Source organism: Pseudomonas sp. NFACC37-1 (assembly GCF_900101575.1).
GTDB classification, from domain to species: domain Bacteria; phylum Pseudomonadota; class Gammaproteobacteria; order Pseudomonadales; family Pseudomonadaceae; genus Aquipseudomonas; species Aquipseudomonas fluorescens_AA.
Genome location: NZ_FMUZ01000012.1, coordinates 121,885 through 146,436 on the forward strand (window position 1 = coordinate 121,885; position 24,552 = coordinate 146,436).

19 protein-coding genes are annotated in these 24,552 nt (G+C 62.0%); 5 read left to right on the forward strand and 14 right to left on the reverse strand.

Annotation, left to right across the window (positions count from 1 at the left end; all coding sequences use genetic code 11):
• Positions 1–16: 16 nt before the first annotated feature.
• A complete protein-coding gene (locus tag BLP82_RS15270; RefSeq protein WP_092169361.1) occupies positions 17–862 on the reverse strand; it encodes a sulfotransferase family protein in 846 nt (281 codons plus the stop codon).
• 307 nt (positions 863–1,169) lie between these two features.
• On the opposite strand from BLP82_RS15270, the gene BLP82_RS15275 reads away from it, so the two are divergent.
• Together BLP82_RS15275 and BLP82_RS15280 are read left to right on the forward strand one after the other, a co-directional pair.
• The gene (locus BLP82_RS15275; protein ID WP_092169364.1) at positions 1,170–1,757 is read left to right on the forward strand and encodes a phage tail protein; all 588 of its coding nucleotides are present in this window, start codon (positions 1,170–1,172) and stop codon (positions 1,755–1,757) included.
• Between the two features lie 46 nt (positions 1,758–1,803).
• Positions 1,804–2,115 carry a DUF6916 family protein gene (locus tag BLP82_RS15280; RefSeq protein ID WP_060739727.1) on the forward strand — a complete coding sequence of 104 codons (312 nt, stop codon included), beginning with the start codon at positions 1,804–1,806 and terminating at the stop codon, positions 2,113–2,115.
• A gap of 88 nt (positions 2,116–2,203) precedes the next feature.
• On the opposite strand, the gene BLP82_RS15285 is transcribed toward BLP82_RS15280, so the two are convergent.
• Genes BLP82_RS15285 through BLP82_RS15300 form a run of 4 tightly spaced genes read right to left on the reverse strand, consistent with a single transcriptional unit; the run spans position 2,204 to position 6,904 of the window.
• The gene (locus BLP82_RS15285) at positions 2,204–2,695 is read right to left on the reverse strand and encodes a GNAT family N-acetyltransferase (RefSeq protein WP_092169367.1); all 492 of its coding nucleotides are present in this window, start codon (positions 2,693–2,695) and stop codon (positions 2,204–2,206) included.
• 15 nt (positions 2,696–2,710) lie between these two features.
• The gene (locus BLP82_RS15290; protein WP_092169370.1) at positions 2,711–4,807 is read right to left on the reverse strand and encodes a site-2 protease family protein; all 2,097 of its coding nucleotides are present in this window, start codon (positions 4,805–4,807) and stop codon (positions 2,711–2,713) included.
• Position 4,808: 1 nt separating this feature from the next.
• Entirely contained in the window at positions 4,809–6,128 is a 1,320-nt protein-coding gene (locus tag BLP82_RS15295; RefSeq protein WP_092169373.1) for an efflux RND transporter periplasmic adaptor subunit, read from the reverse strand.
• Positions 6,125–6,904, reverse strand: a complete 780-nt coding sequence (locus BLP82_RS15300) for an efflux RND transporter periplasmic adaptor subunit (RefSeq protein WP_092169376.1) — start codon at positions 6,902–6,904, stop codon at positions 6,125–6,127. Before BLP82_RS15300 ends, BLP82_RS15295 begins: the two co-directional genes overlap by 4 nt.
• 466 nt (positions 6,905–7,370) lie before the next feature.
• Here BLP82_RS15300 and BLP82_RS15305 point away from each other — a divergent pair, with 466 nt between their 5' ends.
• The gene (locus BLP82_RS15305; RefSeq protein WP_092169379.1) at positions 7,371–8,060 is read left to right on the forward strand and encodes an NYN domain-containing protein; all 690 of its coding nucleotides are present in this window, start codon (positions 7,371–7,373) and stop codon (positions 8,058–8,060) included.
• Here the strand turns inward: BLP82_RS15305 and BLP82_RS15310 are convergent.
• From BLP82_RS15310 to BLP82_RS15320, 3 genes are read right to left on the reverse strand one after another with little or no spacing between them, the layout of a single operon-like run.
• Complete coding sequence (locus tag BLP82_RS15310) at positions 8,041–10,491, reverse strand: alpha/beta hydrolase (protein WP_092169382.1); 2,451 nt, start codon at positions 10,489–10,491, stop codon at positions 8,041–8,043. The two genes, BLP82_RS15305 and BLP82_RS15310, sit on opposite strands and share 20 nt — an antisense overlap.
• 9 nt (positions 10,492–10,500) lie before the next feature.
• A complete protein-coding gene (locus BLP82_RS15315) occupies positions 10,501–11,943 on the reverse strand; it encodes a TIGR01777 family oxidoreductase (protein ID WP_092169385.1) in 1,443 nt (480 codons plus the stop codon).
• Complete coding sequence (locus tag BLP82_RS15320; RefSeq protein WP_170842318.1) at positions 11,936–12,424, reverse strand: cell division protein; 489 nt, start codon at positions 12,422–12,424, stop codon at positions 11,936–11,938. The genes BLP82_RS15315 and BLP82_RS15320 overlap by 8 nt, the downstream gene beginning before the upstream one ends.
• 606 nt (positions 12,425–13,030) lie before the next feature.
• Between BLP82_RS15320 and BLP82_RS15325 the strand changes: the two genes are divergently transcribed.
• Positions 13,031–13,408, forward strand: coding sequence for a DUF6124 family protein (locus BLP82_RS15325; RefSeq protein WP_092169388.1), 378 nt, complete (start codon positions 13,031–13,033; stop codon positions 13,406–13,408).
• A 168-nt stretch (positions 13,409–13,576) separates the two neighbouring features.
• On the opposite strand, the gene BLP82_RS15330 is transcribed toward BLP82_RS15325, so the two are convergent.
• From BLP82_RS15330 to BLP82_RS15355, 6 genes are all read right to left on the reverse strand, one after another.
• The gene (locus BLP82_RS15330; RefSeq protein WP_092169391.1) at positions 13,577–14,443 is read right to left on the reverse strand and encodes an ABC transporter permease; all 867 of its coding nucleotides are present in this window, start codon (positions 14,441–14,443) and stop codon (positions 13,577–13,579) included.
• A 123-nt stretch (positions 14,444–14,566) separates the two neighbouring features.
• Entirely contained in the window at positions 14,567–15,439 is an 873-nt protein-coding gene (locus BLP82_RS15335; protein WP_092169394.1) for an ABC transporter ATP-binding protein, read from the reverse strand.
• 99 nt (positions 15,440–15,538) lie between these two features.
• Positions 15,539–16,450, reverse strand: a complete 912-nt coding sequence (locus tag BLP82_RS15340; protein ID WP_092169397.1) for a TauD/TfdA dioxygenase family protein — start codon at positions 16,448–16,450, stop codon at positions 15,539–15,541.
• A gap of 362 nt (positions 16,451–16,812) precedes the next feature.
• A complete protein-coding gene (locus BLP82_RS15345) occupies positions 16,813–18,180 on the reverse strand; it encodes an HlyD family type I secretion periplasmic adaptor subunit (RefSeq protein WP_092169400.1) in 1,368 nt (455 codons plus the stop codon).
• Positions 18,170–20,326, reverse strand: coding sequence for a type I secretion system permease/ATPase (locus BLP82_RS15350; RefSeq protein WP_092169421.1), 2,157 nt, complete (start codon positions 20,324–20,326; stop codon positions 18,170–18,172). Before BLP82_RS15350 ends, BLP82_RS15345 begins: the two co-directional genes overlap by 11 nt.
• Positions 20,327–20,363: 37 nt before the next feature.
• Positions 20,364–21,713: a TolC family outer membrane protein gene (locus BLP82_RS15355; protein WP_092169403.1), complete on the reverse strand. Its 1,350-nt coding sequence runs from the start codon at positions 21,711–21,713 to the stop codon at positions 20,364–20,366.
• Positions 21,714–22,072: 359 nt separating this feature from the next.
• Here BLP82_RS15355 and BLP82_RS15360 point away from each other — a divergent pair.
• On the forward strand, positions 22,073–24,552 hold a 2,480-nt coding region (locus BLP82_RS15360; RefSeq protein WP_139197861.1), incomplete at its 3' end, for a retention module-containing protein.

Sequence of the window (24,552 nt, forward strand, 5' to 3'; positions counted from 1 at the left end):
ATGAAAAAAACCGCTGTCAGCTGACAGCGGCGTCGGTTTTCATACGAATGACATTGGCGGCGCTTGCGGACCCATCGCGCCAGAACGACAACTCGGCATACTTTTCAAACAGATCCGGCGGCAACAGGGTGCGCCGGGCTTGCGGCGCGACCTTGGGCTTGACCTTGTGCAGGCCGGCAACACCCAGGGCCTGGTCGAAGGCCGGTGCGTCGTAGGTCAAGTGATTGAAGTCGTGTTCGAACCAGGGCTCGCCGATGAACTCGTACACCAGGCGCATGACCCGCTCCGGGGCCTGGCTCAGCAGGTCGTAGTCAACGATCAGCAGCGACTCGGCGTTCTCGCCGTAATAGGCCTCTTTGAGTGCCGTCCAGGCAAGCCCCACCAGGCGATTGCGCTGGGCCAGGGTTTCGCAGCGGCTGTAGACGGTGTTGCGCTCGTCATCGTCATTGAACAGCTTGGTGTTCTCGAACGGATTGGCGCGATAAAGGCGCTCCAGGCTGTCGAGGATCCAGGCGACGTTGCGCACGCAAGCGATGGTCTTGGCCTGGGGGAACAGGTCCTGCAGGGCAGGCAGGCGGGCACACCATTGGCGATTGGTGTCGAAGATGACCGGTTTATCGGCTTTGTCGGCGTAGTAGGAATCGAAGAGACCACGCAACAGGCGGCGGCGCAGGTTGGTGTCGATCACCGAACCGAACTCGCTGCCGGCGCTGCATTGCTGCAGGACGGTGCTGAACAGCGAACCGACGGGACTGGTCATGCCGGCATGAAAGCGCGGGTTCTGCAGCAAAATGGCAGAAAGCAGGGTCGAGCCTGAGCGCGGTAAGCCGGAAATAAAGTGAAACTGCGGCAATCCCTTCACCTGTTTTGTAGTCCTTTTGTACCGCCAAGCGTAGCCGATGAAATAATCTTCGCCTAGTAGTACTTTGATATCAGATTCGCCTAGGCTAAAAATAAAGATGGACGGTAGAAACTCTCGTGAACCTGAATCGATTAAGCCGTTTCGCGAGATTTTTTCCGCCCGCTTCGCTCGGCAAAATCAAACATCCCGGTCTACGCTCAGCCGTGCGTGACCAGGCCAGGGAGTAAAGGAGTCGGGCTGATCGCACTCTTGTCCTTTGACGCGCCGGGCATTGCGAAAACCCAATCACCTGAAGGATGAGGAATCTATGGAAGTATTCATCGGCACTATCCAGTCATTCGCCTTTAACTTTGCCCCCAGGGACTGGGCCCTGTGCAACGGGCAGACGCTTTCCCTTTCTCAATACCAGACCTTGTTCGCCTTGATCGGCGTGACGTACGGAGGCAATGGCCAGACCACCTTCATGCTACCCAACCTGCAAGGTCGCCTGCCCTTGGGCCAAGGCAACGGCCTGGGCCTGACCCCGCGCGTCATCGGCGAGATCTCCGGCACCGAAAACGTCACCCCGACGCTGAACAACCTGCCCATCCACACCCACACCCTCTCGGGCGTCACCGCCTCGACCACCCTGCAACTGGCGAACCCGGCCAGCAATCCAGTGAACACTCCCACGGCCACCAACTCATTCATCGGCACCTCGGGCACCGGGCCAGGCTCGGCGGCGATCTATTCCGACCAGATCGGTGCTTCGCCAGTACCGCTGCAAGGTGTCAGCACGACCGTCAGCGGCACGATTTCCCCTGCGGGCAACGGCATGCCATTGGCCGTCATGAACCCCTTCCTGGCCATCAACTTCAGCATCGCCCTTCAAGGCTACTTTCCGTCCCGTAACTGATGAACCGCCGGAGGGCTGCGGTCCTCCGGCCTTTTGGAGTGTCGACATGCTGCAACAGGTTCATAGCCGCCATTTCCAACCGCTGCTGGGCCAGACCGGCAGCCTGATCCTGCCCGACGGCAGTTGCCTGCCGGTGCGCTTCGAAACCCTTGAAGAAACACCTCGGGCGAAGATGCCGAGCACCGAGCGCATGCCCTTCAGCGTCGAGTTCAACAGCCTGGAGAGCACCGCGTTCGTGGACGGCCTCTGCGGGCTGGAGGTGCCGGAACTGGGCAAGATCGAGGGGGTGTTCGTGTCACGGATACCGCCCATGGGACGGGATCCGGCGCTGGGATATTTCTACATCGCGTTTAACTAATCGCCCAAAACTTGAATCCACAACAAATCCATTGTGGGAGCGGGCTTGCTCGCTCCCACAGGGGATGTGATGTGTTCTGAAAGACCGCTCAGTTGCCTTTCGGATACCAGACCAACCGCTCCGCCGCCGGGTTGCGCTCTTGCACTTCGAAGCCCAGCGCCAAGTAGTGCCTGCGGGCATGGGGGTTGCTGGCCCAGACCACGGTCGCCACCGGGCAACGGATCTGTTGCGCGGCTTTCTGCACCCCTTGCAACACCGCCCGGCCATAGCCCTGCCCACGCGCCTGGGGGATGAACGCCAGGTACAGCACGCGAATTTCATTGGGGCCGAAATCCGTGCTCAAGGCACCGATCGCGGTGCCGAGTTTTTCCACCACATAATGCATGGCGTCGGGGAAGTTCTCGCCCAACCCCTGCTCCTGCACCTGGAACTGCTGGGCAATCACCTGCTGCACCTGTTCGGGGTCACCGTCGATCCATTGCAGGTCCGGCCGCGCCGCCTGGTACAGGCCCTGCAGGAACGGACCATCGCTGACCCGCGATGGACGCACCACCAATCCCTCTGCCGCCACTGAATCCATACTCGCTCTCCAGGACTAGAACCCGCTTTCCCTGACACCCAACGCCGCCAACCGTCGCCAGGCCGCTCCCAACACCGACTCGCCCTTGCCCTGCAACACCGCCACGCCACGCAGCGGCTGCGCCGGAGCGGACGCGTCGTCCAGTGCACTCAGGCGTACACCGTATTGAGCCTGCACCGGCTCGGCCCGTTGCTGCGAATCGCGGCGCACCGCAATCGGCCCATGGTGGTCGGACGTCAACGCTTGTTGTTCGACCCAGGCCACGCCGTTGGTGTCGATTTCATTCAACTGCACGGCAATCGACGTGTGCATCGGATCGTCCGCGATGAACCGTCCCGTGGCACCCGGCCCGACCCGCCAAAGCTCGGCTTCGGTGAGGTACCCGCGCAACCGCGAATCGGTCTGCACCACCCGCGCCAGCACCTGCGTCGGTGACAGCCAGCGCCCTACCGACAGTTGCGGCAACAAGTCGCGCACCTGGCCGGTATGGGGCGCACGCAACAACAACCGTTCACGCTGGGCCATCAGACCCCGGTACTCGGCCACCGCTTCGGCCAGTTGCTGTTCGATGATGCCGGCATCGGCCGCGGTTTCGCTACGCCCGGCCTGACGGCGCATCTGCAACTGCTGGATCTGGATTTCCCGACGCACGATGGCCAGGCGCGAGGCCATGTCCGGCGATTCCAGTTCAATCAATACATCGCCCTGGGCCACGGTCTGGCCGTCGTGCACATTCACCTGCTTGACCCGTGCCGCCACTGGCGCATGCAAGGCACTGGCCCGTCCGGCCTCGAGCATGGCCGGCACTTCCACCGCGCTGCGCCAGGGCAGCAGCAACGCCAACAGCAACACCAGCAACACCAGGCCGCTCAGGAGCATCCGCCCACCGCGGGCTTGCTCACGGCGACTCCACCATTGCCGCCACTCACTCACGATGGGCATAAAAATGAACCACACCAATTCCACCATCATCAGAAAAATGCCCAGCACCTTGAAGAACAGGTGATAGACCGCCAGGGCAATCCCGAAAAACAACAACGCCCGCCATAGCCAGGAGCCGTATCCCCATACCAGCAAACGCCGGCGCATCTTCGGCGACCAGGGTTCCGGCGCCGCCGCGCCATAACCGAACAAGGCTTCGCGCAAGCGCCACCGGCACAAGGCGAACGCACGCCCCTGAAGGTTATCCACCGCCCAGAAATCACTGAGCAGGAAATACCCGTCAAAACGCATGAAAGGGTTCAAGTTGATGATCAGCGTGGTGATCCAGGTGGCGCTGGCCAGCATGAACGCCGCGGTGCGCGCCGGCCCGTCGGGCAGCAGCGACCAGGCCAGCAGCGCGATGCACGCCAGCAGCAATTCGGCCAGGACTCCGCCGGCGCCGATCAGCAACCTTGCGCGACGATCGTTGATCCGCCAGGCGTCGCTGACGTCGGTATAGAACATCGGCAACAGCACCATGAACGCCACGCCCATGCTTTGCACACGACAACCGGCGCGCTTGGCCATGAAGGCATGACCGAACTCATGGCACAGCTTGGCGAAGAGCAACGCCGCCCCGAAGGCCAGCGCACCGCCCAGGCTGAACAGGTGCGGAAACGTCGCGATGAAGCGCTGCCAGTCCCGCGACACCAGGAAGATACCGAGGCCCAGGGTCAGCGGCAGGCCATAGCGCAGGATCCCGGGCCCGAACCGCGCCAACCAGGGCCAGGCCCGGTTGAGAAAGGCGTCCGGGCGCCACAGCGGTATGCGAAAAAACAGGTATTGATGCAGCAGGATCTGCCACAGGCTCTGGCGCTGCGCGGCGGTCTTGAAGAGGTAGCTGTCGCGCTGTTGTGGGTCCATCGCGCTGATCAGGTCATGGCCGCGCAGGAAACCCAGCAGTTGCTCCAGCGACTCGCCATTGAGCGGCAGGCCCGGCTCGCGGTTTGCGGCTTGCAGCACCTGTTCCGGATCGCCCAGGGACCAGTGCCGCAACATGCGCATTGCCGCCGCGCCAAGCTTGAAATAGCGCCCGCGCACCGGATCGGCCAAGGTCCACTGAGGTGAACCGTCCGGGTCCGGCGCCGCCGGGGACAATTGCAGGTCCGGCCGCAGGCTCGGCAAGTCCATGCTACAGGCCTACGCTCTGGCGCAGGCCGGCCAGTGGCCGACGCAACAGGTACAACGCCAGCGGCGCGCGGTCGCCAAAGACCTTCGCCGTGCCCCGCAGGCCGATGCGAGGCGCCGTGGCATCGAAACGCGCGTCCAACCGGTACGCCAACTGCCCGGCGGCGGTAGGCTGCGCTTCATAGGCCGAGCGCTCGAGCCAGGCCAGGTGCCGCTGCAACGGGTCGCTGTCGAGAAACAACGCCACTTGCGCACCGGGCTCCAGGGCGATCGCGTCGCCCACCGCCAATTCAATACGCAACTCGGCCTGGTTCGGGTCGGCGATTTCCATCAGTCGCTCGCCGGTCTGCACGGGCTTGCCGAGCCAGCGCTCGGCGTCGGCAAACACCGCGATGCCGTCGCGCTCGGCGCGTACTTCGCTGCGCTTGAGCAATTCAAGCGCGTAGTTGCGCTCGGCGCGTTTCTGTTCGACGCGGGCGGCCAGCAAGTCAATCTTCGAACTGGATTCAGCGTCGGCAAACGAGCGCTGGGAATTGGCCTTGAGTTCGGCCTCGGCCACGCCCAACGCACGCTCGGCCACATCGGCCTGGGCCTTGAGGCTGGTGCTTTCGAAACGCAGCAGCAGGTCGCCGTTCTTGACGGTCTGGTTGGGCTTGACCAGGAACTCGGCAATCACCCCATCCAACGGCGCCGCCACCACCTGCCCACCCAGCGGTACCACTTCGGCCGGGGCCAACACGGACTGGCGCACCGGGATCAGCAAGCCCAGCAGCAACACCGCCACCAGGGCGACCTGGCGCTTGCGCGTCCAACGCAGGCGCCACGGCTTGCGCGGTTGCAGCGCCAGCCACGCATGGCTGTAGGTGTCCCCCAGTTGCGACAGCAGCACTTGTTCGGGAGGGGTCCAGGGCAAGTCCCGGGCCAGCCACAAACCGCCGAATACCTGGCCCTGATGATCGATCAACGGCAGCCAGAACACTTGCCCGGCGGACAGGCTTTGCCAGTCCGCCCGGATGGATTCACTCACCCCATCGGCGGCGATCACCCGAGCCTGATTCAACAGGCCCTGTTTGAACAGCTGCGCCACCGCCTGCTCGACGAACGCCACGAATGGCGCATTCGGCTCCACGGTACTGACGCCGGTCACCGCCTGGACCTTGCCGGCGATCAACAACGCGGCATGACGAAAGCCGAACAGGGCCTGGCCGTCGTTGACCAGGCTGTAGCTCAATTGTGCCGGCGTTCGCGCGGCCCGGGTCTGGCGTTCAAGGTCAAGGAAGCGGGCAAACACCTGCTCGGCGTTGCCGGTGATCGGCGCGTTCAATTCGACTCCGCGAAACGCGCGGTACCACTCATGCCGGACAGCAGGCCGCTGGCATCCGGCACACTCGCCACCAGCAACAGGGTCTGGCTGCCCTCGTCGATGCGCGCGCCGAGGCGCTTGACCGTCGCCTGCAACGGCTTGCCGGTTTCATCGGGGACGAAGGTAAAGGGCTGGCCAGGCTTGAGCCGGTCCATCCAGCGTGAAGGCACCAGCAGATGGATCTCCAGGGTGCGGTTGTCGACCACATCGAGCAACGGCGCGCCGGCCGCCACGCTTTCATAGCGCTGGACCTTGCGCGCCACCACTTGCCCGTCGAAGGGTGCAACGACGCTGCAACGCTTGACCTGAACCTGATACACCTGGGATTGAGCCTGGGTTTCATTGAGCCGGGCTTCGGCCCGTGACACTTCAAAACGTCCGACCGACTTCAGGGCCGCCAGTTGCCGGTTATGCGCCAGCTCTTCACTGGCCCCCCGGCTTGCCGCCTGGGCCGCGTTGAGCTGGGCCTGATAGGCCGAGCAATCGAACCGCGCCAGGGTATCGCCCTTCTTGAACGACTCGCCCTCGCTGAACGGCAACTCGACGATGCGCCCGGCCAACTCGCTGGCCAGCACTGCCTGGTCTCGCGCCCGAAGCACCCCACGTGCCTCGTTACCACTCGGCGCACTGGCCGTGACGCCGCTTTCCAGCAGAGGATCGTCCGCGACAGGCGTTTGCGCCTGCACGCCGCACGTTACAAAGGCCAATCCCATAACCCAACTACTCAAACGTCCCATGCCGTTACTCCCTGACGGATGGGCGGAGTCTACGACAGCGGTGGGGGGCGTCAAGGGAGTAGCCGTCAGGAGTGAGAAAACTCTTGTTTCAAAAAGGTTGAAGAGGGGACAAAAAAAAGCTCAGTTTTTTCCTGATATGTACGGACATCAAATCCTACAAAGGATTGAGAATTTCCATTCGTTGGAAAATGGTTTTCGGTGATGGATTTCTACCGTTGCTCTAAGAGAGGCTCTATTTCGTAACAAACGCTGACAGATCAAGCAAAGAATGGATTTGACCTTCCACCATGCATACGCTCAACACTGTTGCGCCGGTGACGAGATAGAATCCAGCCAACGGTTGACGTTATGACACGCTCAACTTAGGATGGCCCTACTCAACCCCGTACGCAGAGATTCAGTTCTCTGGCTGTTGGGGTGAAAAAACCGGCTTAGGCCGGTTTTTTCGTTTCTGGGGATCAAGTTTGTGCGCACCGCATTTTTTGTTGACGGCTATAACCTGTTCTATGGACTGCTCGCAGACACACCTTACAAATGGCTGGATTTGCGAAGCCTGTTGTCACACATCGCGCATATCGAAAACCCGCACAGCACAACTGCCTCAGTTGATTACTTCACCTCCTCGGTCAAACCGTCACTGGCCACCCGTGGTCGAGTATCAAAAGAAGCGCAGGATTCTTATATTCGCGCCCTGAAGACCACCCATATCCGTGTCCATTATGGTCATCATCAACTTGAACCTGCCAAAGCCCCTCGTTTCGTTGACAGAAAGACAAAAGCCTCTCGAGAGGACAAAGTCGACATCTGGAAGCTGGAGGAAAAAGAAACGGACGTTCACATAGCAATCAGCATGTACCGAGCCGCTGCAAAGCAAACGACGCTGAAGAATCATGAACGGGTGGAGCAATTGGTACTTGTATCCAGCGACACCGATATGACTCCCGCTTTGAGAGCGTTGCGGGAGGATTTTCCCGAAACAACCGTTGGCGTTATTCTTCCTCATCGAGCTGAGCTGAATCGTCCGTCTCCAGGTTCGTTAAAGCAGCACGCCCACTGGATACGCCGCGTTGTCACTTGCGACGAACTCCAATCGCACCAGTTCCCCAACCGAGTGCCCACGCACAAAGCCCCCGCCATCAAGCCGGACTATTGCTAGCAACCAACGTCAACTCACCATCCCGATACAACACCTCACGCCCCAGCCACGTCACATCCACCTGCGGCAGCACCGCCGAGGGTTTTCGCAACTCACGCAGCAACGTCGAACCGTGGGACAAACGCCCACCCATTCGCGCAATCACGGCCCGGGCGCTTTGATAGTGTGCATGGCGACCAGGGTCCAACGTGTCTTCAAGCAGAATGTCCTCGCCCAGAATCCCCCGGGCCTGCCCCGGATAAATCATGAAGCCGCCGGCCTGCTCGGTGCCTTCACGACCGTCCTGCCAGAAGCTGCCATCGCGGGTGCGGATGTCCGGGTGCGGCGCGAACCAATGCGCTCGGTCCGCCTGCGGCATGGCGTGGTGCAGGCGAAAAAACATCCGCATCAGGTTGTCGCGATACCATTCGCGCACTTGCAGGTAATAACCGCGCAGACCCGGCAGGCCGGCCCCATGGGCCAGGCGAATCGCCAGGGGCCATTGCGGGAAGGCCTGCAAGGGCAACTCGGTCGGCGCCGGGCGTGGCGTCGCCGGATCGGTTTCCCAGGGCAGGCGATGGGGGCTGTGTTCAAGGTCGTCATAGGCGGTCGGCGGTCGCCCCAGCCAGTCGCCGCCACTGCTGGCCAACGCACTGGCGATGCACAGGTTGCCCTGCACCACGAACACGTAGAAGCGGGTGAACCAGTCGGCCAATTGCTGGCCGTCGGCGCCTTGTGCGGTCAGTTCGAGCAGCTCCCGGTCGAAGCGCCGCAAACCGTGTTCGAGCGTGAGCAGATGCCCACGAGCGATGCGTTGCATGCGCAGGAATAATGGAAGCGAACGCATCAGGCGCAGCGGTCGCCAGGGCAAATGCGGTGTCGCGCCGCCGACCTCGCCGGCGTAGCTGCTGGCGCTGATGCCCCAGTCGGCCAGCCGGGCGAGAAACAAATCGTTGTTGATATACGAAGCACCGCCAAACACCGCCGTGAACGGCTCGTTGTCCTGCAACACCCGCGAGTCCCAACGCGCCATGATCGCCGGGATGCTCGCCGCCGCGCGGCGCTGGGCGTACTCCACCAAGGCGCTGGGTTGCGGCGGCAGGATCTCGGCGATGTTGGCGGCGGTCAGGTGGCGGCGCCAGCCGTAGTCGCTGATCGGCCGGTATTGCAGCAGCCACAGCTGGGTGCCGTCCCAGGCCCATTCAACGTCGCCGGGCACATAGTGGAAGACCCGCAGCACGCCTTGCAGGAAACGCCACAGCACGTCTTCGGTCAGGCCATGGACTGGCTTGAATGTGCCGCTGTTCCATGACTCGCCGAGGCGGGAAATGATCGCGCGTTCGGGGCTCAGCTGACCATCGGCCAACGACTCCAGGTGACCTTCGACCCACTCCAGCTCGACGGATAGGTGGCGCACGAAGGCGATCCCCGACAACCGCGGCGTGATGAAACGCTGGACCACCACTTCCTCGACACCCGCCGCCGTCAACTCGGCAATGCGCACTGGCACGTTGTGCGTCGGTTCACGCAGGAACGTGGTGCTCAGGCCGGCATTCGCCGCATCGGCCTGATCCTCCCCGTAACTGGAAGAGCGCACGGCCCAGATAGCGTCCGCCTGGCTCTTCAGAAAGTTCGGCAAGCGCGGATCATGACAGTCGTTGAGCGACAGCGCCGCAGGCACCGCTTGCCCGGCCAGTTCCGCCAGGCGCAAGCGGCCACCCTTGGTGTGCGCGACGAACCCACGCTCGCCCGACTCCAGCCATGCGGCGAACTCGGCCGGCGCATCGATCCATGGGTAGTGACCCCAGCCAGGTTTCAGGCTTATGGTCAGATCGGCACGGGCCAGAATGGCGGACCAGGCCGCCGCTTGGGCGACGCCCAGCACCTTGTCCTGATCGCCCCACACCAGTTCGACCGGATCGGTGATCCATTCCAGCAGTGGCAACGCGGTGTCCGCACGCAGTTGATCCCAGAGCGGCACAAAGGCGCGGCAGCGGGCATACCCGGCCCCCATGCGTTGGTATTGCGCGGGCGTCCAGGTCTGGCGGGAGAATTTGTGGGCGAACAGCGTCGGCTTATTCGAGAGCAGCCAGTGAATGGTCTTGCGAAGCGGCAGCGGCGACATCAACGCCGGCAATCGTCGCTGCCACAAAAACGCGCCCACCGGCGCCAGCAACACGCTGCGGCAGAAGTGTCCCGGCTGGCGTTGCAGCGCATGCAGCACCAGCAACGCACTCACCCCCACCGCCATGATCGCGCTGCCCTTGACCGTCGCCGCCAGCAACGCCTGGGCGTAGGCCGCCAGGTCTTCACAGGGGGCTTGGGAGCTGTTGCCGAAACCGGGCAATTCCAGCGGCACCACGTCGTGGTGTTGGAAATGCGGCAACGCGTCGTCCCACCAATCGGCGGCGCTACCGTTGCCGGCCAGCAGGTACATCCGGGGCTTGCTCATGGACGGTCCTCAGGCCAGGTCGCGCAGGGCAGCGTCGAGGGTCGGGTAACGGAACGTATAACCGGCCTCGACGAGGCGATTGGGCACCACGCGCTGGCCGTCGAAAAACAACTGGGCCATCTCGCCAGCCAGGGCACGCACCGGCGCGGCGGGGATGTGGAACCACACCGGACGCTTGAGCACCTTGCCGACGCGCTCGGCGAACAGCGCCTGACTGACGGTTTCCGGCGCCACCAGGTTGTAGGTGCCGCTCAGGCTTTCGTCATCGAACGCACGGGCGATCACTTGGATGACATCGTCGCGGTGCACCCAACTCATGATTTGCCGACCATCGCCCATCCGCCCGCCGAACCCCAGGCGAAACGGAATCAGCAACGGCAACAGCGCTCCGCCGGGGCCGAACACCACGCCCAGGCGCATCACCACCTGGCGCACGCCCAGTTCGGTGGCGGGCAGCGCTGAAGCCTCCCAACGCACACAGAGTTCAGCCATGAAGCCCTCGCCCCGGGTGGCGCTTTCATCGAGGCTTTCGCTGGCGTCGCGCACGCCATAAAAACCGACGGCCGAGGCCTGTATCCACAAGGCCGGTTTGTGTCGGGCGTTCTTCAGCCACGTCATCAAGGCTTCGGTGGTATTGACCCGGCTGGCGATGAGTTGCGCCTGGCGTTTGGGGCTCCAGCGCGGCCCAGCCACCGGCGCGCCCGCCAGGTTGATCACAACGTCGAAGGTTTCGCCATGGCCCAGTTTGCCCAACGCACGCAGGCACCGGGCGCGGCCGTCGAACAGATAGGCCGCTCTCAAGGGGTCGCGGGCCAACACGCTGACCGTATGCCCGGCGTCGAGCAATTGATTGACCAGCGTCTCGCCGATAAACCCGGTGCCCCCCGTCACCAGCACGCGCTTATAGGCGCCACCGGCAAACGGGTTGGCGGGCTTGCCCGCGCGTTGCATGCGCAAGGCCGCCAAGCCGTCGCGAATCCCCGAGGCCGTGACGCCAACGGCAAACAGGGTCAGCAGCCAGCCGCGCCAACCCAGATCGATCCCGCTCAGGCCGGTGGGCAAACTCGCCCACTGCGCCAGTTGCACTCCGTACAGCGCGAAGAAGGCACCGCCGTTGACCGCCAGTACCGTGTGCATGATCCGCTCGATGGGCGGCAGTTTGCGGCTGCGGTCCTCGACCACGAAGTCCCACAGCGTCAGACCGATCTCCAAGGCGAACAGCAGCGCGATGACAATCGCCCAGGTGCCTTCGAAGGCCAGATGGGCAATGCCCAGGAACAGGATCCCGTAGAAGCACGAACGCAAGGCGTGGATCGACAGCTCCAGCCGCGCACTGTGGCGATAGGGCAAGGCGACGGTGAGTTCGTGGTGATACAGGGTATCCAGCGCGCCCAGGATCGCCTGGGCGATCAACAAGGTGATGGCCCAGTCCAGCAGGGAAAAGTCAGGCATGGTTTGCATCACTCGGCGCGTGGTCAGTCAGGGAGGTGCGGCGGTCGTGGCGATAGAGCCAGAACAGCGGCGGCAGTAACAGCAGCAGCGCGAGACCGTCGAGCCACAAGTGCGACCAGACCCGCGCCTGGGCGGAAATCAGCATATCCTGGGGCGCCCAGAGCAGAATGCCGGCGATCATCCAGCCCCAGGGCATGGCGCGCTTCAATCGATTGCCGATGTGCACGAGGGCGAGCATGTACAGCGCATAGCTTTGCAACGTCGCGCCGAACAAGGCCAGCCACCAGACCTGCTGTGCGCGGGCCGTAACGGGCACTGCGGCAGCGCCCCAGAAGGTCTGTTCGATGTTTTGCAGGTAGCCATCGAGCAAACCCGAATGGCCTGCCCAGCTCAGGGTGATGCCGGCAAGCAGATGCATCAGGGCGGCAGTATAAAGCCAAGCGACCAGGGCTTTGCGAAGGGGGCTTTGAGGGACTGGCATTCCGTGTCCTGAAGGCTTGCTGGAGGGTCGCAAGTCTAAAGGAAAAGGAGGTGGCTTTATCTGGCTAGCGGGCCGGCCAACGATAAATAAATCCACCGCCTGAGCACCTGAGGCGTTCCCCACACCCAAGCCGAACGCAATTGTGGCGAGGGGACTTATCCCCGCTGGCTGCGCAGCAGCCCCAAATGGCTGAACACCCACAGCCTGACACACCGAGGAGACTGGTTTCAGGGCTGCTGCGCAGCCCAACGGGGATAAATCCCCTCGCCACAGGTTCGGTGTTCCATTTCAGTAAGCAGCAGGTCCTAGGAGATTTCCTTCAAGTTGTAGTGATGTTGGTGAACTTGTCCGGCTTGGGGCTCACCGCTAGTCAGGGTTTGTCACTGAAAAAACGGTGACACGGACGTGCTAGTCCGGGTAAAAGACGTCGCACATCGCTATCAGCCTTGATCAAGGCTTTTTATGGCGGTTGTGCGTGGGAGATTTTTCCGTAAGGAAGAGTCTGCCGGGGTTCCGTCTGCCCGGTCTTGCACACCTGCGTACAACTGCCACTTCATTTGCGTGCAAGCGAAAGAGTGTCAGTTCCAACACTACAGATGGAGCTACATGACATGTTCAAATGTGACACCAAATCCGCCAGGCGATCCTGGCAACAGCTCTGACAAATCCTCGAAAACCAAAAAACTCGACGAAACCGCCGAGCGCGTTCTCGACTATTACCTCAATCCCAAACCGACCGATGAAGCCTCTGGCAAAACCCAAACCGCCCATCTCTTCATGGTCGCCCCGGACATCGATACGGAAACCCTGCTGGCCAATGCCTCCGAAGACCTGCTGTCCATCAGCGCCATCGCCGCCGACCTGGCGGATGACGTTGAAGGCAGTCGTCGCAGTGTCATCCTGGCGATCAGCCGGATGGCCGACGGGGTGCATTTATTGGTGGAGCGGGCGATGGATCGGCTTGAGGTCCAGGCGTCGGGCTGACATTCCTGTGGTGGATTGAAGACCGCTTTCGCGAGCAAGCCCGCTCCCACACTGGATCTTTGTCGAACCGAAATATTGAGATCAACATCGATCAACTGTGGAAGCGGGCTTGCTCGCGAAGGCGTCAGCCCAGACACCTAAAGCCATAGACTGCATTCACACCATCGGTTAGCGCTGCATCCCCCACCGCTTCACCGTCACCCGCTCCAAACTGTCGAACACCAGGTTCTCCACCAGCAACCCAATCAAAATCACCACCGCCAACCCGGCAAACACCTTGTCGGTGTACAGCTCGTTGCGGTTCTGGAAGATGTACCAGCCCAGGCCGCCCTTGCCGCTGGTGGCGCCGAATACCAGTTCGGCGGCGATCAGGGTGCGCCAGGCGAAGGCCCAGCCGATCTTCAGCCCGGCGAGAATCGACGGCAGCGCCGCCGGGATCAGGATGAACAGCACAAAACGCAGGCCCCGCAGCCCATAGTTGCGCCCGGCCATGCGCAGCGTTTCCGACACACCGAGAAACCCCGAATACATGTTCAACGCCAGCGCCCACAGCACCGAATGCACCAGCACAAAAATCAGGCTGTTCTGCCCCAGGCCGAACCACAGCAGCGCCAACGGCAACAGGGCGATGGCCGGCAGCGGATTGAACATCGACGTCAAGGTGCTGAGCAGGTCGCGGCCCAACTGCGTCGACACCGCCAAGGTGGTCAAGCCAAACGCCAGAATGATGCCCAGTAGATAGCCCTTGAGCAGCACCACCAGGGAAATCCACACCTTGCCCAACAGCTCGCCGCTGAGCAAACCGTCGTACAACGCGCTGGCGGTTTGCAAGAAGCTCGGCAGCAGCAGGTCGTTGTTCTGGTAACGCGCCGCGCCCTCCCACAGCACCGCCAGCAATAACAGGATCAAACTTTTGCGCAGCCAACCCTGTTGCCAGAGGCGCTGGCCCAAGGGCAACTCGCGCTCCAGGGGCACATGGGTCAGGGGTTGCAGGTCGACTTCGTATTCTTCGCGCGCAGGCGATAACTGGCTCATAAAACTCTCTTCCTCAATGCCTTGCACCAACCTGTAGGAGCTGCCGAGCGAAGCGAGGCTGCGATCTTTGCGCCAACAAACGAAAGATCAAAAGATCGCAGCCTTCGGTAGCTCCTACGGGGGTCAATAGGCGATACGGATGTCGGTGAAATCCAGCTCATGCTCGGTTTCAGGCGGCTGACCTTCATTGAACAGCAATCCATGAATCCGCCGCGCCGTGTGCTGGAACCCCACGCCACCGAGGCTGTGCAAATCGTATTGATGGCTGTGAACTTCCGCCCGCACACGCCCGGGATGCGGTGACAGCAGCAGGATGCGATTGCCCACCACCAACGCCTCTTCGATGGAGTGGGTGACAAACAGCAGCGTGAAACGCACCTCTTCCCAGAGCAGCAGCAATTCTTCCTGCATCTTGCGTCGGGTCAGGGCATCGAGGGCGGCGAAGGGCTCGTCCATCAAGAGGATTTTCGGCTGCATCGCCAAGGCCCGGGCAATGGCGACGCGCGCTTTCATGCCCCCGGACAACGTGTGAGGGTAGGCATCGGCAAACGCCGCCAGGCCAACCTTGTCGAGGTAATGCAGCGCCCGCTCCTCGGCCTCGCGACGCTTGAGCGTGCCGGAAGCCAGCAGCGCGAACATCACGTTCTGCTTGACGGTTTTCCACGGTGGCAGTTGGTCGAACTCCTGGAACACCACGATCCGGTCCGGTCCCGGCGCGTTGACGGTTTGGCCTTGCAAGCGAATCTCGCCTTCGCACGGCGTGATGAAGCCACCAATGGCCTTGAGCAAGGTGGACTTGCCGCACCCGGACGGGCCAAGCAAAACGAAACGGTCCGCCGGATCGACTTCGAAACTCACCTGGTGGGTGGCCCGTACCACCCGTTGTGGCGTGCGGTACTCCAGGCTGACGTTGTCCACCGACAGCAGTGCCGTGGCGGTGGCGGTGGCGGTGGCGGTGGGATTGCTGGCCGCGTGGCCTTGCAAAAGCGCGCTCATGACAATCAACTCCCCCTGCAACGGTTTGGCGTCCTGGAAGAAATAATCCCCGTTTGGACATGGTGACTCCCAAAGCTCTTTGCGCCAGGCGCAGCCAAATCAGAAAGGGGCGTCGCCCTGGATGGTGGTGCGATACAGCTTGCGGCGCAGATGGCTCGGGCAACCGGCGGCCAGGTGGATCAGCGAGCGGTTGTCCCAGAACACCAAGTCATGGGGCTGCCATTGATGGCGATAGATGTTTTGAGGCAACACGCTGTGGGCATACAGCTCCGTCAGGATGGCTTTGCTTTCATCCTCCGGCAGGCCGACGATGCGGGTGGTGAACCCCTCGCTGACGAACAATGCCTTGCGCCCGGTTTCCGGGTGGGTGCGGACGATGGGGTGCACGACTTCGGCCACCTGGGCCAGTTGCTCCGGCGTCAACGTCGGGCGCCAGTTGCCTTCGAATTTGGTTTCGCCGTAGCGCGCAGTGTAGGAATGCGCCGCCGAACGGCCCTCGACCGCTTTACGCAGCGTTTCGGGCAAACCGTCCCAGGCCTTGTGCATGTCGGCAAACAGCGTGTCGCCGCCTTCGCTTGGCAGTTCCTGGGCGTGAAGCATCGAGCCGAGGCTGGGCAGTTCCTTATAGGAAAGGTCCGAATGCCAGAACTTGCCTGCATCGCCCAGGCCGATGGATTGGCCGTTTTCGATAATGTTGGACACGATGAGGATTTCCGGATGCCCGCTCAGCAGGAACTGCTTGAGCACATGGATTTGCAGCACGCCAAAACGGCGGCTGAAGGCGATGTGCTGTCCGGGGGTGATGCGCTGGTCGCGGAACACCACGACGTGATGATCCAGGTGCGCGCGATGGATGCGGGCGAAATCCTGGTCGTTGATGGGCCGGGACAGGTCCAGCCCGACGATCTCTGCGCCGACGGCTTCGATGAACGGACGGATTTCGAACGTCTGCGGCGCGATGTTCGCGGCGCTTGGGATAAGGGAATCCGGAGAATAAGAGACGGCTGACATACATCACTCCCACGCACAGCGCGCTTCAATGGGCGCGCAATCGCTCAAAAACTCACGGGGTTACCGTGTTGGTTTGTGTCGTGCGGCGCGCCGATTGGTCGGCAGGTACGCAGGAGTATGACTTTAAAGGTATAAGAATTTAAATTTAAATACCGTTAATGAATAATGATATGGCTTAGAGTTTTCACCGCCCTCCCTGTGGCGAGGGGATTTATCCCCGCTGGGGTGCGAAGCAGCCCTAAAACCTGCCACCTCGGTGTGTCAGGCTTGGTTACATTCAGCTATTTCGGGGGCTGCTGCGCAGCCCAGCGGGGATAAATCCCCTCGCCACAGAGATAGCGCCGGCCCGAGTTATTGGGCTTCTAGCGCTCGTGCAACGCCTCGGACCGGGCCTTGATGATCGGCTTGAGCAGGTAGCTGAGCACGGTTTTCTTGCCGGTGATGATGTCCACCGACGCCACCATCCCAGGGATGATCAGCAAGGGTTTTTCAGGCGTGCCCAGGTGGCTGCGTTCGGTGCGCAGCTTGATGATGTAGTAAGTAGTCTTCTTGTCTTCATCGGTGATGGTGTCGGCACCGATCTGTTCCAGCTTGGCTTTCATCCCGCCGTAGATGGTGTAGTCGTACGCGGTGAATTTCACCGTGGCGTCCTGGCCGGGGTGCAGGAAGGCGATGTCCTGGGGACGGATTTTCGCTTCCACCAGAATGGTGTCGTCCAACGGCACGATTTCCACCAGGTCGCTGCCGGGCTGGATCACGCCGCCGATGGTGTTCACCAGCAATTTATTGACAATGCCGCGCACCGGCGACGTCACCAGGGTCCGGCTCACCCGGTCTTCCAGGGCCTTGCCGGTGGCCTGGGCCTTGTTCAGGTCAGTGCGGGCTTCGTTGAGCTGGGTCAGGGCTTCGCTGCGGAACTTGCCGCGGGTCTCGTCGATCTTGCGCTGCACTTCCTTGATCGCCGATTCGGCGCGGGGGATCGCCAGCGTCGTGGCGTCCAGTTGCCCACGGGTCTCGACTTCGGCGCGCTTGAGCCGCAGCACTTCTACCGGCGACACCGCGCCCTGGGCCACCAGCGGCTCGGACATGTTGATTTCCTGGCGTTGCAGCGCCAGGCCGGAGCGGTACTGCGCCTGCTTGGACACGAACTCGCGCAATTCCTGCTGGCGCTGGATCAATTGCTCCTGCAAGCCGCCGATTTCATCGTGCAGTTGCTGACGGCGACTGATGTACAGCGACTCTTCGCTGGCCGCCTGGCCCGGCACCGCCTTGAGCACATCGGCCGGAAAGTTCAGCGGCCGGTCATCGACCTCGGCGCTCAGGCGCTCGACCCGCAACAACATGGACAGTCGATCTGCCTCGGTTTCACCGACGTTGGAGACAAACCGTGTGTCGTCCAGGCGAATCAACGACGCGCCGGCTTCAACAATCTGCCCTTCCTTGACGAACAGCTCCGCGACGATGCCGCCTTCCAGGTTCTGGATTTTCTGGATCTTGGACGATGGGATCGCCTTGCCGTCGCCCTTGGTCACTTCGTCGATCTCGGCGAAGTTGGCCCACAGCATCAGAAACACAAAGAAGCCGATGATGCCCCAGATCGTCAAACGCACCACCCGGGGAGCGTCCTCGATCAGGGCTTTGTTGACCTCGGGCAGCGGTTGGCCGTGCAGCGAGTCGGAACCTTTGAAATAGCGGCCCACCCCGCCCTTTAAACCTGGCTTAAGCAACACTGATCTGCCCCTTCTTCAGCGCTTCCATGACAGCGGCTTTCGGGCCATCGGCGAGGATCTGTCCACGGTCGATCACCAGCAGGCGATCCACCAGCGACAGCAAGGATGCCCGGTGCGTCACCAACAGCACGGTCTTGTTTTCCACCACGGCGGCCAGGCGCTGTTTCAAGCGCTCTTCACCGGTGTTGTCCATGGCGCTGGTGGGCTCGTCCAGCAGCAGAATGGGCGGGTTGAGCAGCAGCGCGCGGGCCAGGGCGACGTTCTGGCGCTGGCCGCCGGACAGGTTCTGCCCACGCTCGCCGACTTGCAGTTCATAGCCTTGCGGGTGCAGGCGGGCGAATTCGTGCACACCCGCCAGTTCAGCGGCCTGGAGCACCAGTTCGTCTTCGACGTAACGGGCGCCGGAGGTCAGGTTGTCCCGCAGGGTGCCGGCCAGCAGCTGGATGTCCTGGGGCACGTAGCCAATGTTGTAGCGCAGCTCGCTGACGTCGATCTGGCGGATGTCCACGCCGTCCACCAGCAAGGCACCGTCGTCAGGCTGATACAGACCCACCAGCAATTTGGCGAGCGAGCTTTTACCCGAGCCGCTGCGACCGATGATGCCGATTTTCTCGCCGGGCTTGATCACCAGGTTGATGTTTTTCAGCGCGGCGTTCTGCTGGTTCGGGTAGGTGAAGTTCAACTGACGGCATTCAATGGCGCCCTGCAACACCTTGCGGCTGAGGGGGCGCTCGTCGAAATTGCGCTCCTGGGGCAGCTCCATCATCTGGTCGACCGAGGTCATGGTCACCCGCGCCTGCTGATAGCGGGTCAACAGGCCCGACAGCGACGCCAGTGGGCTGAGGGCGCGGCCGCTGAGCATGTAGCAGGCAACCAGCCCGCCCATGCTCAGGTTGCCGGCGATGATCAGGTAAACGCCGAAGACGATCATGATCACCCCGGCCAATTGCTGGATCAGCAAGGTGATGTTCATCGCCAGCCCGGACAGCATCTTCACCCGCAGTTCGAGGCGGCTGAGGGTGCCGATGGTCTGTTCCCACTGGTATTGACGCTCGCTCTCGGCGTTGTTGACCTTCACCGCGTCCAGGCCGGCCAGGGTCTCGATCAGGCTGGACTGGCGCTCGGCGCCCAGGGCCATGGTGCGCTCCATGGTCGCCACCAGGGGCTTCTGCAACGCATAGCCGATCAGCAGGGCAATCGGGAACGCCAGCACCGGAATCCATACCAGGTGCCCGCCGATAATCGCGATGACCATGAAGATCAGTAGCGTGAACGGCAAGTCGATGAGGCTGGTGAGGGTCAGCGAGGCGAGGAAGTCCCGCAGGCTCTGGAACTCGTGGATGTTCTGGGCAAAGCTGCCGACCCGCGCCGGGCGGTACTTCATGGACATGCCGACGATGCGCTCGAACAGCGTCGCCGAGATGATCAGGTCGGTTTTCTTGCCCGCCAGGTCCAGGCACAGGCTGCGCAGCATCTTGAGGATCAGGTCGAACACATAGGCGCCGGTGATACCGACGGCCAGCACCCACAGGGTCGATTCGGCCTGGTTCGGCACCACGCGGTCGTAGACGTTCATCACGAACAGTGGCGCGGCCATGGCGATGATGTTGATCAGCAGGCTCGCGGCGATGGCATCGGCGTACAGCCAGCGGGACCGTTTGAGGGTGTCGCGAAACCACGAGCGCGCCCGGGGAATGAGCGTGCCGTGGTTGACGTCAAATTTATGCTGCGGTTGGGCGAAGAACACCTTGCCGCTGTAATCGTCCGCCAGCAGTTCACGGCTGACTGTGACCTCTCCACCATCGCTTTCGCTGAGCAGCAGCCGCGCCTGATCGTCACCGACCCAGCCCAGCAGCACGGCGCTGCGGCCGTCTTTGAGCAGCAACAGCGCCGGCATGGCGATGGTCGGGATCTGCTCGAGCTTGCGTTGCAGCACCCGGCCTTGCAGACCGGCACGGGCCGCCGCGCGCGACAATAATTCGACGCTCAGCCGTTGCTTGGGCAGTGGCAGGCCAGTGGTGAGCATCGCTGCGCTGGCCGGCTTCTGATGCAGCATGCAGAGCGCCAGCAGACCGTCCAGCAGCGGGTCGTCGTGCAGCGTGCGCGGGTCATGAACTAGTTCGACTGGACTGACTTCTGATTCCACGCTCGGCACTCTGACTGATTAAAACGGGTGGTAGGACTCAATTCATCCCAGGCAATTGAACCTTGGGCTTCATGTCGTTCTGCACAACCGATGCCAACGGTGCGACCACCCCCTGGCTTTTCAATAGCTGGCCCATGGTTGCCTTGATCCGGTACTGGGTGAACAGCTGCACATTCTTGATTTCCGCCAGGCGACGGGAAGCGCTGAACAGCTCGTTTTCGCTGTCGAGCAAGTCGAGCAGGGTCCGCTCGCCGAGGCTGAACTGCTTCTGGTAGGCGGTACGCACATTGGCGCTGCGATCCACGTATTGCTGGGCGACCGGCACCTGGGCGTTAGCATTGTTCAAGGCGTTCCAGGCCAGGCCCAGCTCTTCGTTCAACTGGCGCAGCGCGTTGTTGCGGATGTCCAGGGCCTGGTTGGACAGGTACGACTTGGATTCCAGGTCGGCCTTGTTGCTGCCACCGGCATACAGGTTGAAACGCATGCGCAGCATGGCCTGCCACTCGTTGTTGTGGCCGTTCTGACCGTCCAGGTCGTTGTCGGCCGTGCGACCCAGCTCAGCGTCGAAGCGTGGGTAGAAGCTCGATTTGGCGGCTTCGTACTGTTGCTCGGCGGCGGCGATGTCGGCTTCGGCCGAACGCAGCACCGGGCTGTTTTCCAGCATCTGGGCGCGGGCTTCGGTCAGGTTGGCCGGCAACAGCGCCATAAAATCGGCGGGACGCTCCAGTTGATCGGGCAGTTGGCCCACGGCGCTGAGGTAGTTGGTCTCGGCATCAGCCAGATTGGTTTGCTCGGTGATCAGGTTGTTGCGGGCCTGGGCCATGCGCGCTTCGGCCTGGTCCAGGTCGGCGCCGCTGCCCACACCACGGGAGGTGCGCAGCTTGATCTGGTCGAAGATGCGTTCGTGACTCTTGAGGTTTTCCTCGGCCAGGCGCACGAATTCACGACGGGTCAGCACATCCAGGTAGACCTGGGCCACCGTCAAACCGGTGCGCTCGGAAGCGTCCAGCAACGAGTAGGCACGGGCATTGACGGTGGCTTGTTGACGCCCCACTTCGCTGGACGTCGCAAAACCGTCAAAAACCATTTGTGACAGGCGCAGGCTCGATTCACTGCGGTTCAGGGTTTCCCAATGGTTATTACCGCCCGACCGGGTGGTGACGCTGTCGGTGCCTTCACGGCCATACCCGGCTGCAAGGTCCACCCTAGGCAGATAGCCGCCCTTGGCCGCCTTGAGTTGGTAATCCGCCGCGAGACGACTGTTCACCCCGGCCTGGATTTCAGGATGGACATCCAGCGCCTGCTGCATGGCCTGCGGCAAGGTTTGTGCTTGTACGAAGCTGGCGGCGAGGGCGAAGGGTAAAGCCATGAACAAGTGCGGACGCATGGTGGTTTTTTCCTGAAACTCTTGTCTTGAATCACAGCGAAACTTGGCGCTGCATCGGATGATGGCAACCGGAATGACCGTATGTCGGAAAGTTCGAAACAAGAACTGGATCAAGCACCGAAAGGACAGGTCGCCGCTTAAATATCAATGTGACATTACTGAAGCGATTGTTTAGGATGGCCGACAGAAGGTCAATAGTTTGGCACAAACTAAATAATCGAAAAAAGCACAGCCAAAATATTGACAAAAAAAAGCGTCAAATAACCTTACTTTGTGAACATGAACGTCCAGACCGCTGCTGCCTACAGGCTGCCGGGTCCATGGAAGTCTACTGAGCGTGGCACCCGGAGAAGTCTTCAATGAGCAGTGTTATTGCCGTTGTCAAAAGCATTGTTGGTCAGGTTTTCGTCGTATCCCCAGAGGGCATCCGTCGCGTACTCATTGAAGGTGATCGCCTGAACGTAGGCGACCAGTTGGACACCGGCCCTGCCGGCGCCGTCACATTGGAACTGGCCGATGGCCGCACCCTGGACCTGGGTCGCGACACCCAGTGGAGCGCCAGTGCCCCGGACTCGTCCACCGACCTGGCCCAAGCCACTGCCCAGGCCGCGCCATCGGTAGAAGAGCTGCAACAAGCCATCGCCGCGGGCGTCGACCCGACGACGGCCCTGGAGGCCACCGCCGCCGGTGCCACTGCCGCGGGTACGGGTGGTGCCGCCGGTGGCGGCCACAGCTTTGTGGTGCTGGATGCCACCGCCGGCAGCGTCGACCCTACCGTCGGTTTCCCAACGGAAGGCCTCGCTGCGGCTGCCGCCACCGATAACAACATCCTGGGTGGCGATACCACGGATACGACCACCAACGCCGTGCTCAACGCGACGATGACCCTGAGCGCCACACCGACCCTGACCGAAGCCGGCGGCGTGCTGGTGTACACCGCGACAGTCACCCAGGCGCCTCAGACCGACCTGACAGTGACCCTGTCCAACGGCTCGGTGATCGTCATTGCTGCCGGACAAACGACCGGCAGCGTCAACGTACCGCTGGCGCCGAACGACACCGTCTATAACGACGCCACCCAAATCAGCGTGACCGTCACTGGCACCACCGGCGGCACCGGCATCGCCGTGACCGTGCCCACCACGCCGGCCGTGACCCAGATCACCGACACCGTCGACACCACCACCGTCACCCTGAGCGCTGGCAATACGGTCACCGAAGGCGGCCAGATTACCTACACCGCCACCCTGACCAACCCGGCCCAGACCCCAGTGACCGTGACCTTGAGCAACGGCTCGGTCATCACCATCGCTGCGGGCCAGACCACAGGTACCGTCAACGTCGATACACCGGCCAATGACGTCTACAACAACGGCAGCACTGTCAGCACCACGATTACCGGTGCGACCGGTGGCAACTTCGAGAACCTGGTGCCGAGCACTGCGCCTGCGGTCACCACGATCACCGATTCGGCGGATACCACTGGCCTGACCTTGACGGCCAGCAACACCATCACCGAAGGCGGTTCGATCACCTACACCGCGACCCTGACCAATGCCGCTCAAACCCCAGTGACCGTGACCTTGAGCAACGGCTCGATCATCACCATCGCTGCGGGCCAGACTACCGGCACCGTCAACGTCGAGACGCCAGCCAACGACGTCTACAACAACGGCAGCACTGTCAGCACCACGATTACCGGTGCGACCGGTGGCAACTTCGAGAACCTGGTACCGAGCACTGCGCCTGCGGTCACCACGATTGCCGACTCGGCGGATACCACTGGCCTGACCCTGTCCGCCAGCAACACCATCACCGAAGGCGGTTCGATTGTTTACACCGCGACGTTAACTAACCCGGCTCAAACGCCGGTGACTGTGACCTTGAGCAACGGCGCGGTGATCAACATCGCAGCCGGTGCTACCACTGGCACCGTTGCCGTAGAGACCCCGGCCAACGACGTCTACAACAACGGCAACACTGTCAGCACCACCATCACCGGCGCAACCGGTGGCAACTTCGAGAACCTGGTACCGAGCACTGCGCCTGCGGTCACCACGGTTGCCGACTCGGCGGATACCACCGGCCTGACCTTGACGGCCAGCAACACCATCACCGAAGGCGGTTCGATTGTTTACACCGCGACGTTGACCAACCCGGCCCAGACTCCGGTGACCGTGACCTTGAGCAACGGCGCGGTGATCAACATCGCAGCCGGTGCTACCACTGGCACCGTTGCCGTGGAGACCCCGGCCAACGACGTCTACAACAACGGCAGCACTGTCAGCACCACCATTACCGGTGCGACCGGTGGCAACTTCGAGAACCTGGTACCGAGCACTGCGCCTGCGGTCACCACGATTACCGATTCGATAGACGCCACTACCGTGACGTTGACCGCCACACCGACCGTGAATGAAAACGGCACCATCACCTACACCGCCACCTTGACCGGTGCCGATGGCAAACCCGTCACCGCGCAAAACGGCCCGGTCATCGTCACCCTCGACAGCGGCAAAACCATCACCATCGCCGCCGGAGCAAGCTCGGGCGTGTTGGATGTAGCCGTCGGCAACGACGTCTACCAAGGCCCGACAACCGTCACAGAAAGCATCAGTACCGCCACGGGCGGTAATCTGGAAGCCATTGCTCCAAACACCGCGCCAGTCAGCACCATCGTTAGCGACGTCAACGACACCACCACGGTGACGTTGACCGCGACACCAACCGTGAACGAAAACGGCACCATCACTTACACCGCGACCCTGACCGGTGCCGACGGCAAACCGGTCACCGCGCAAAACGGTCCGGTCACTGTGACCTTGGAAAGCGGCAAGAC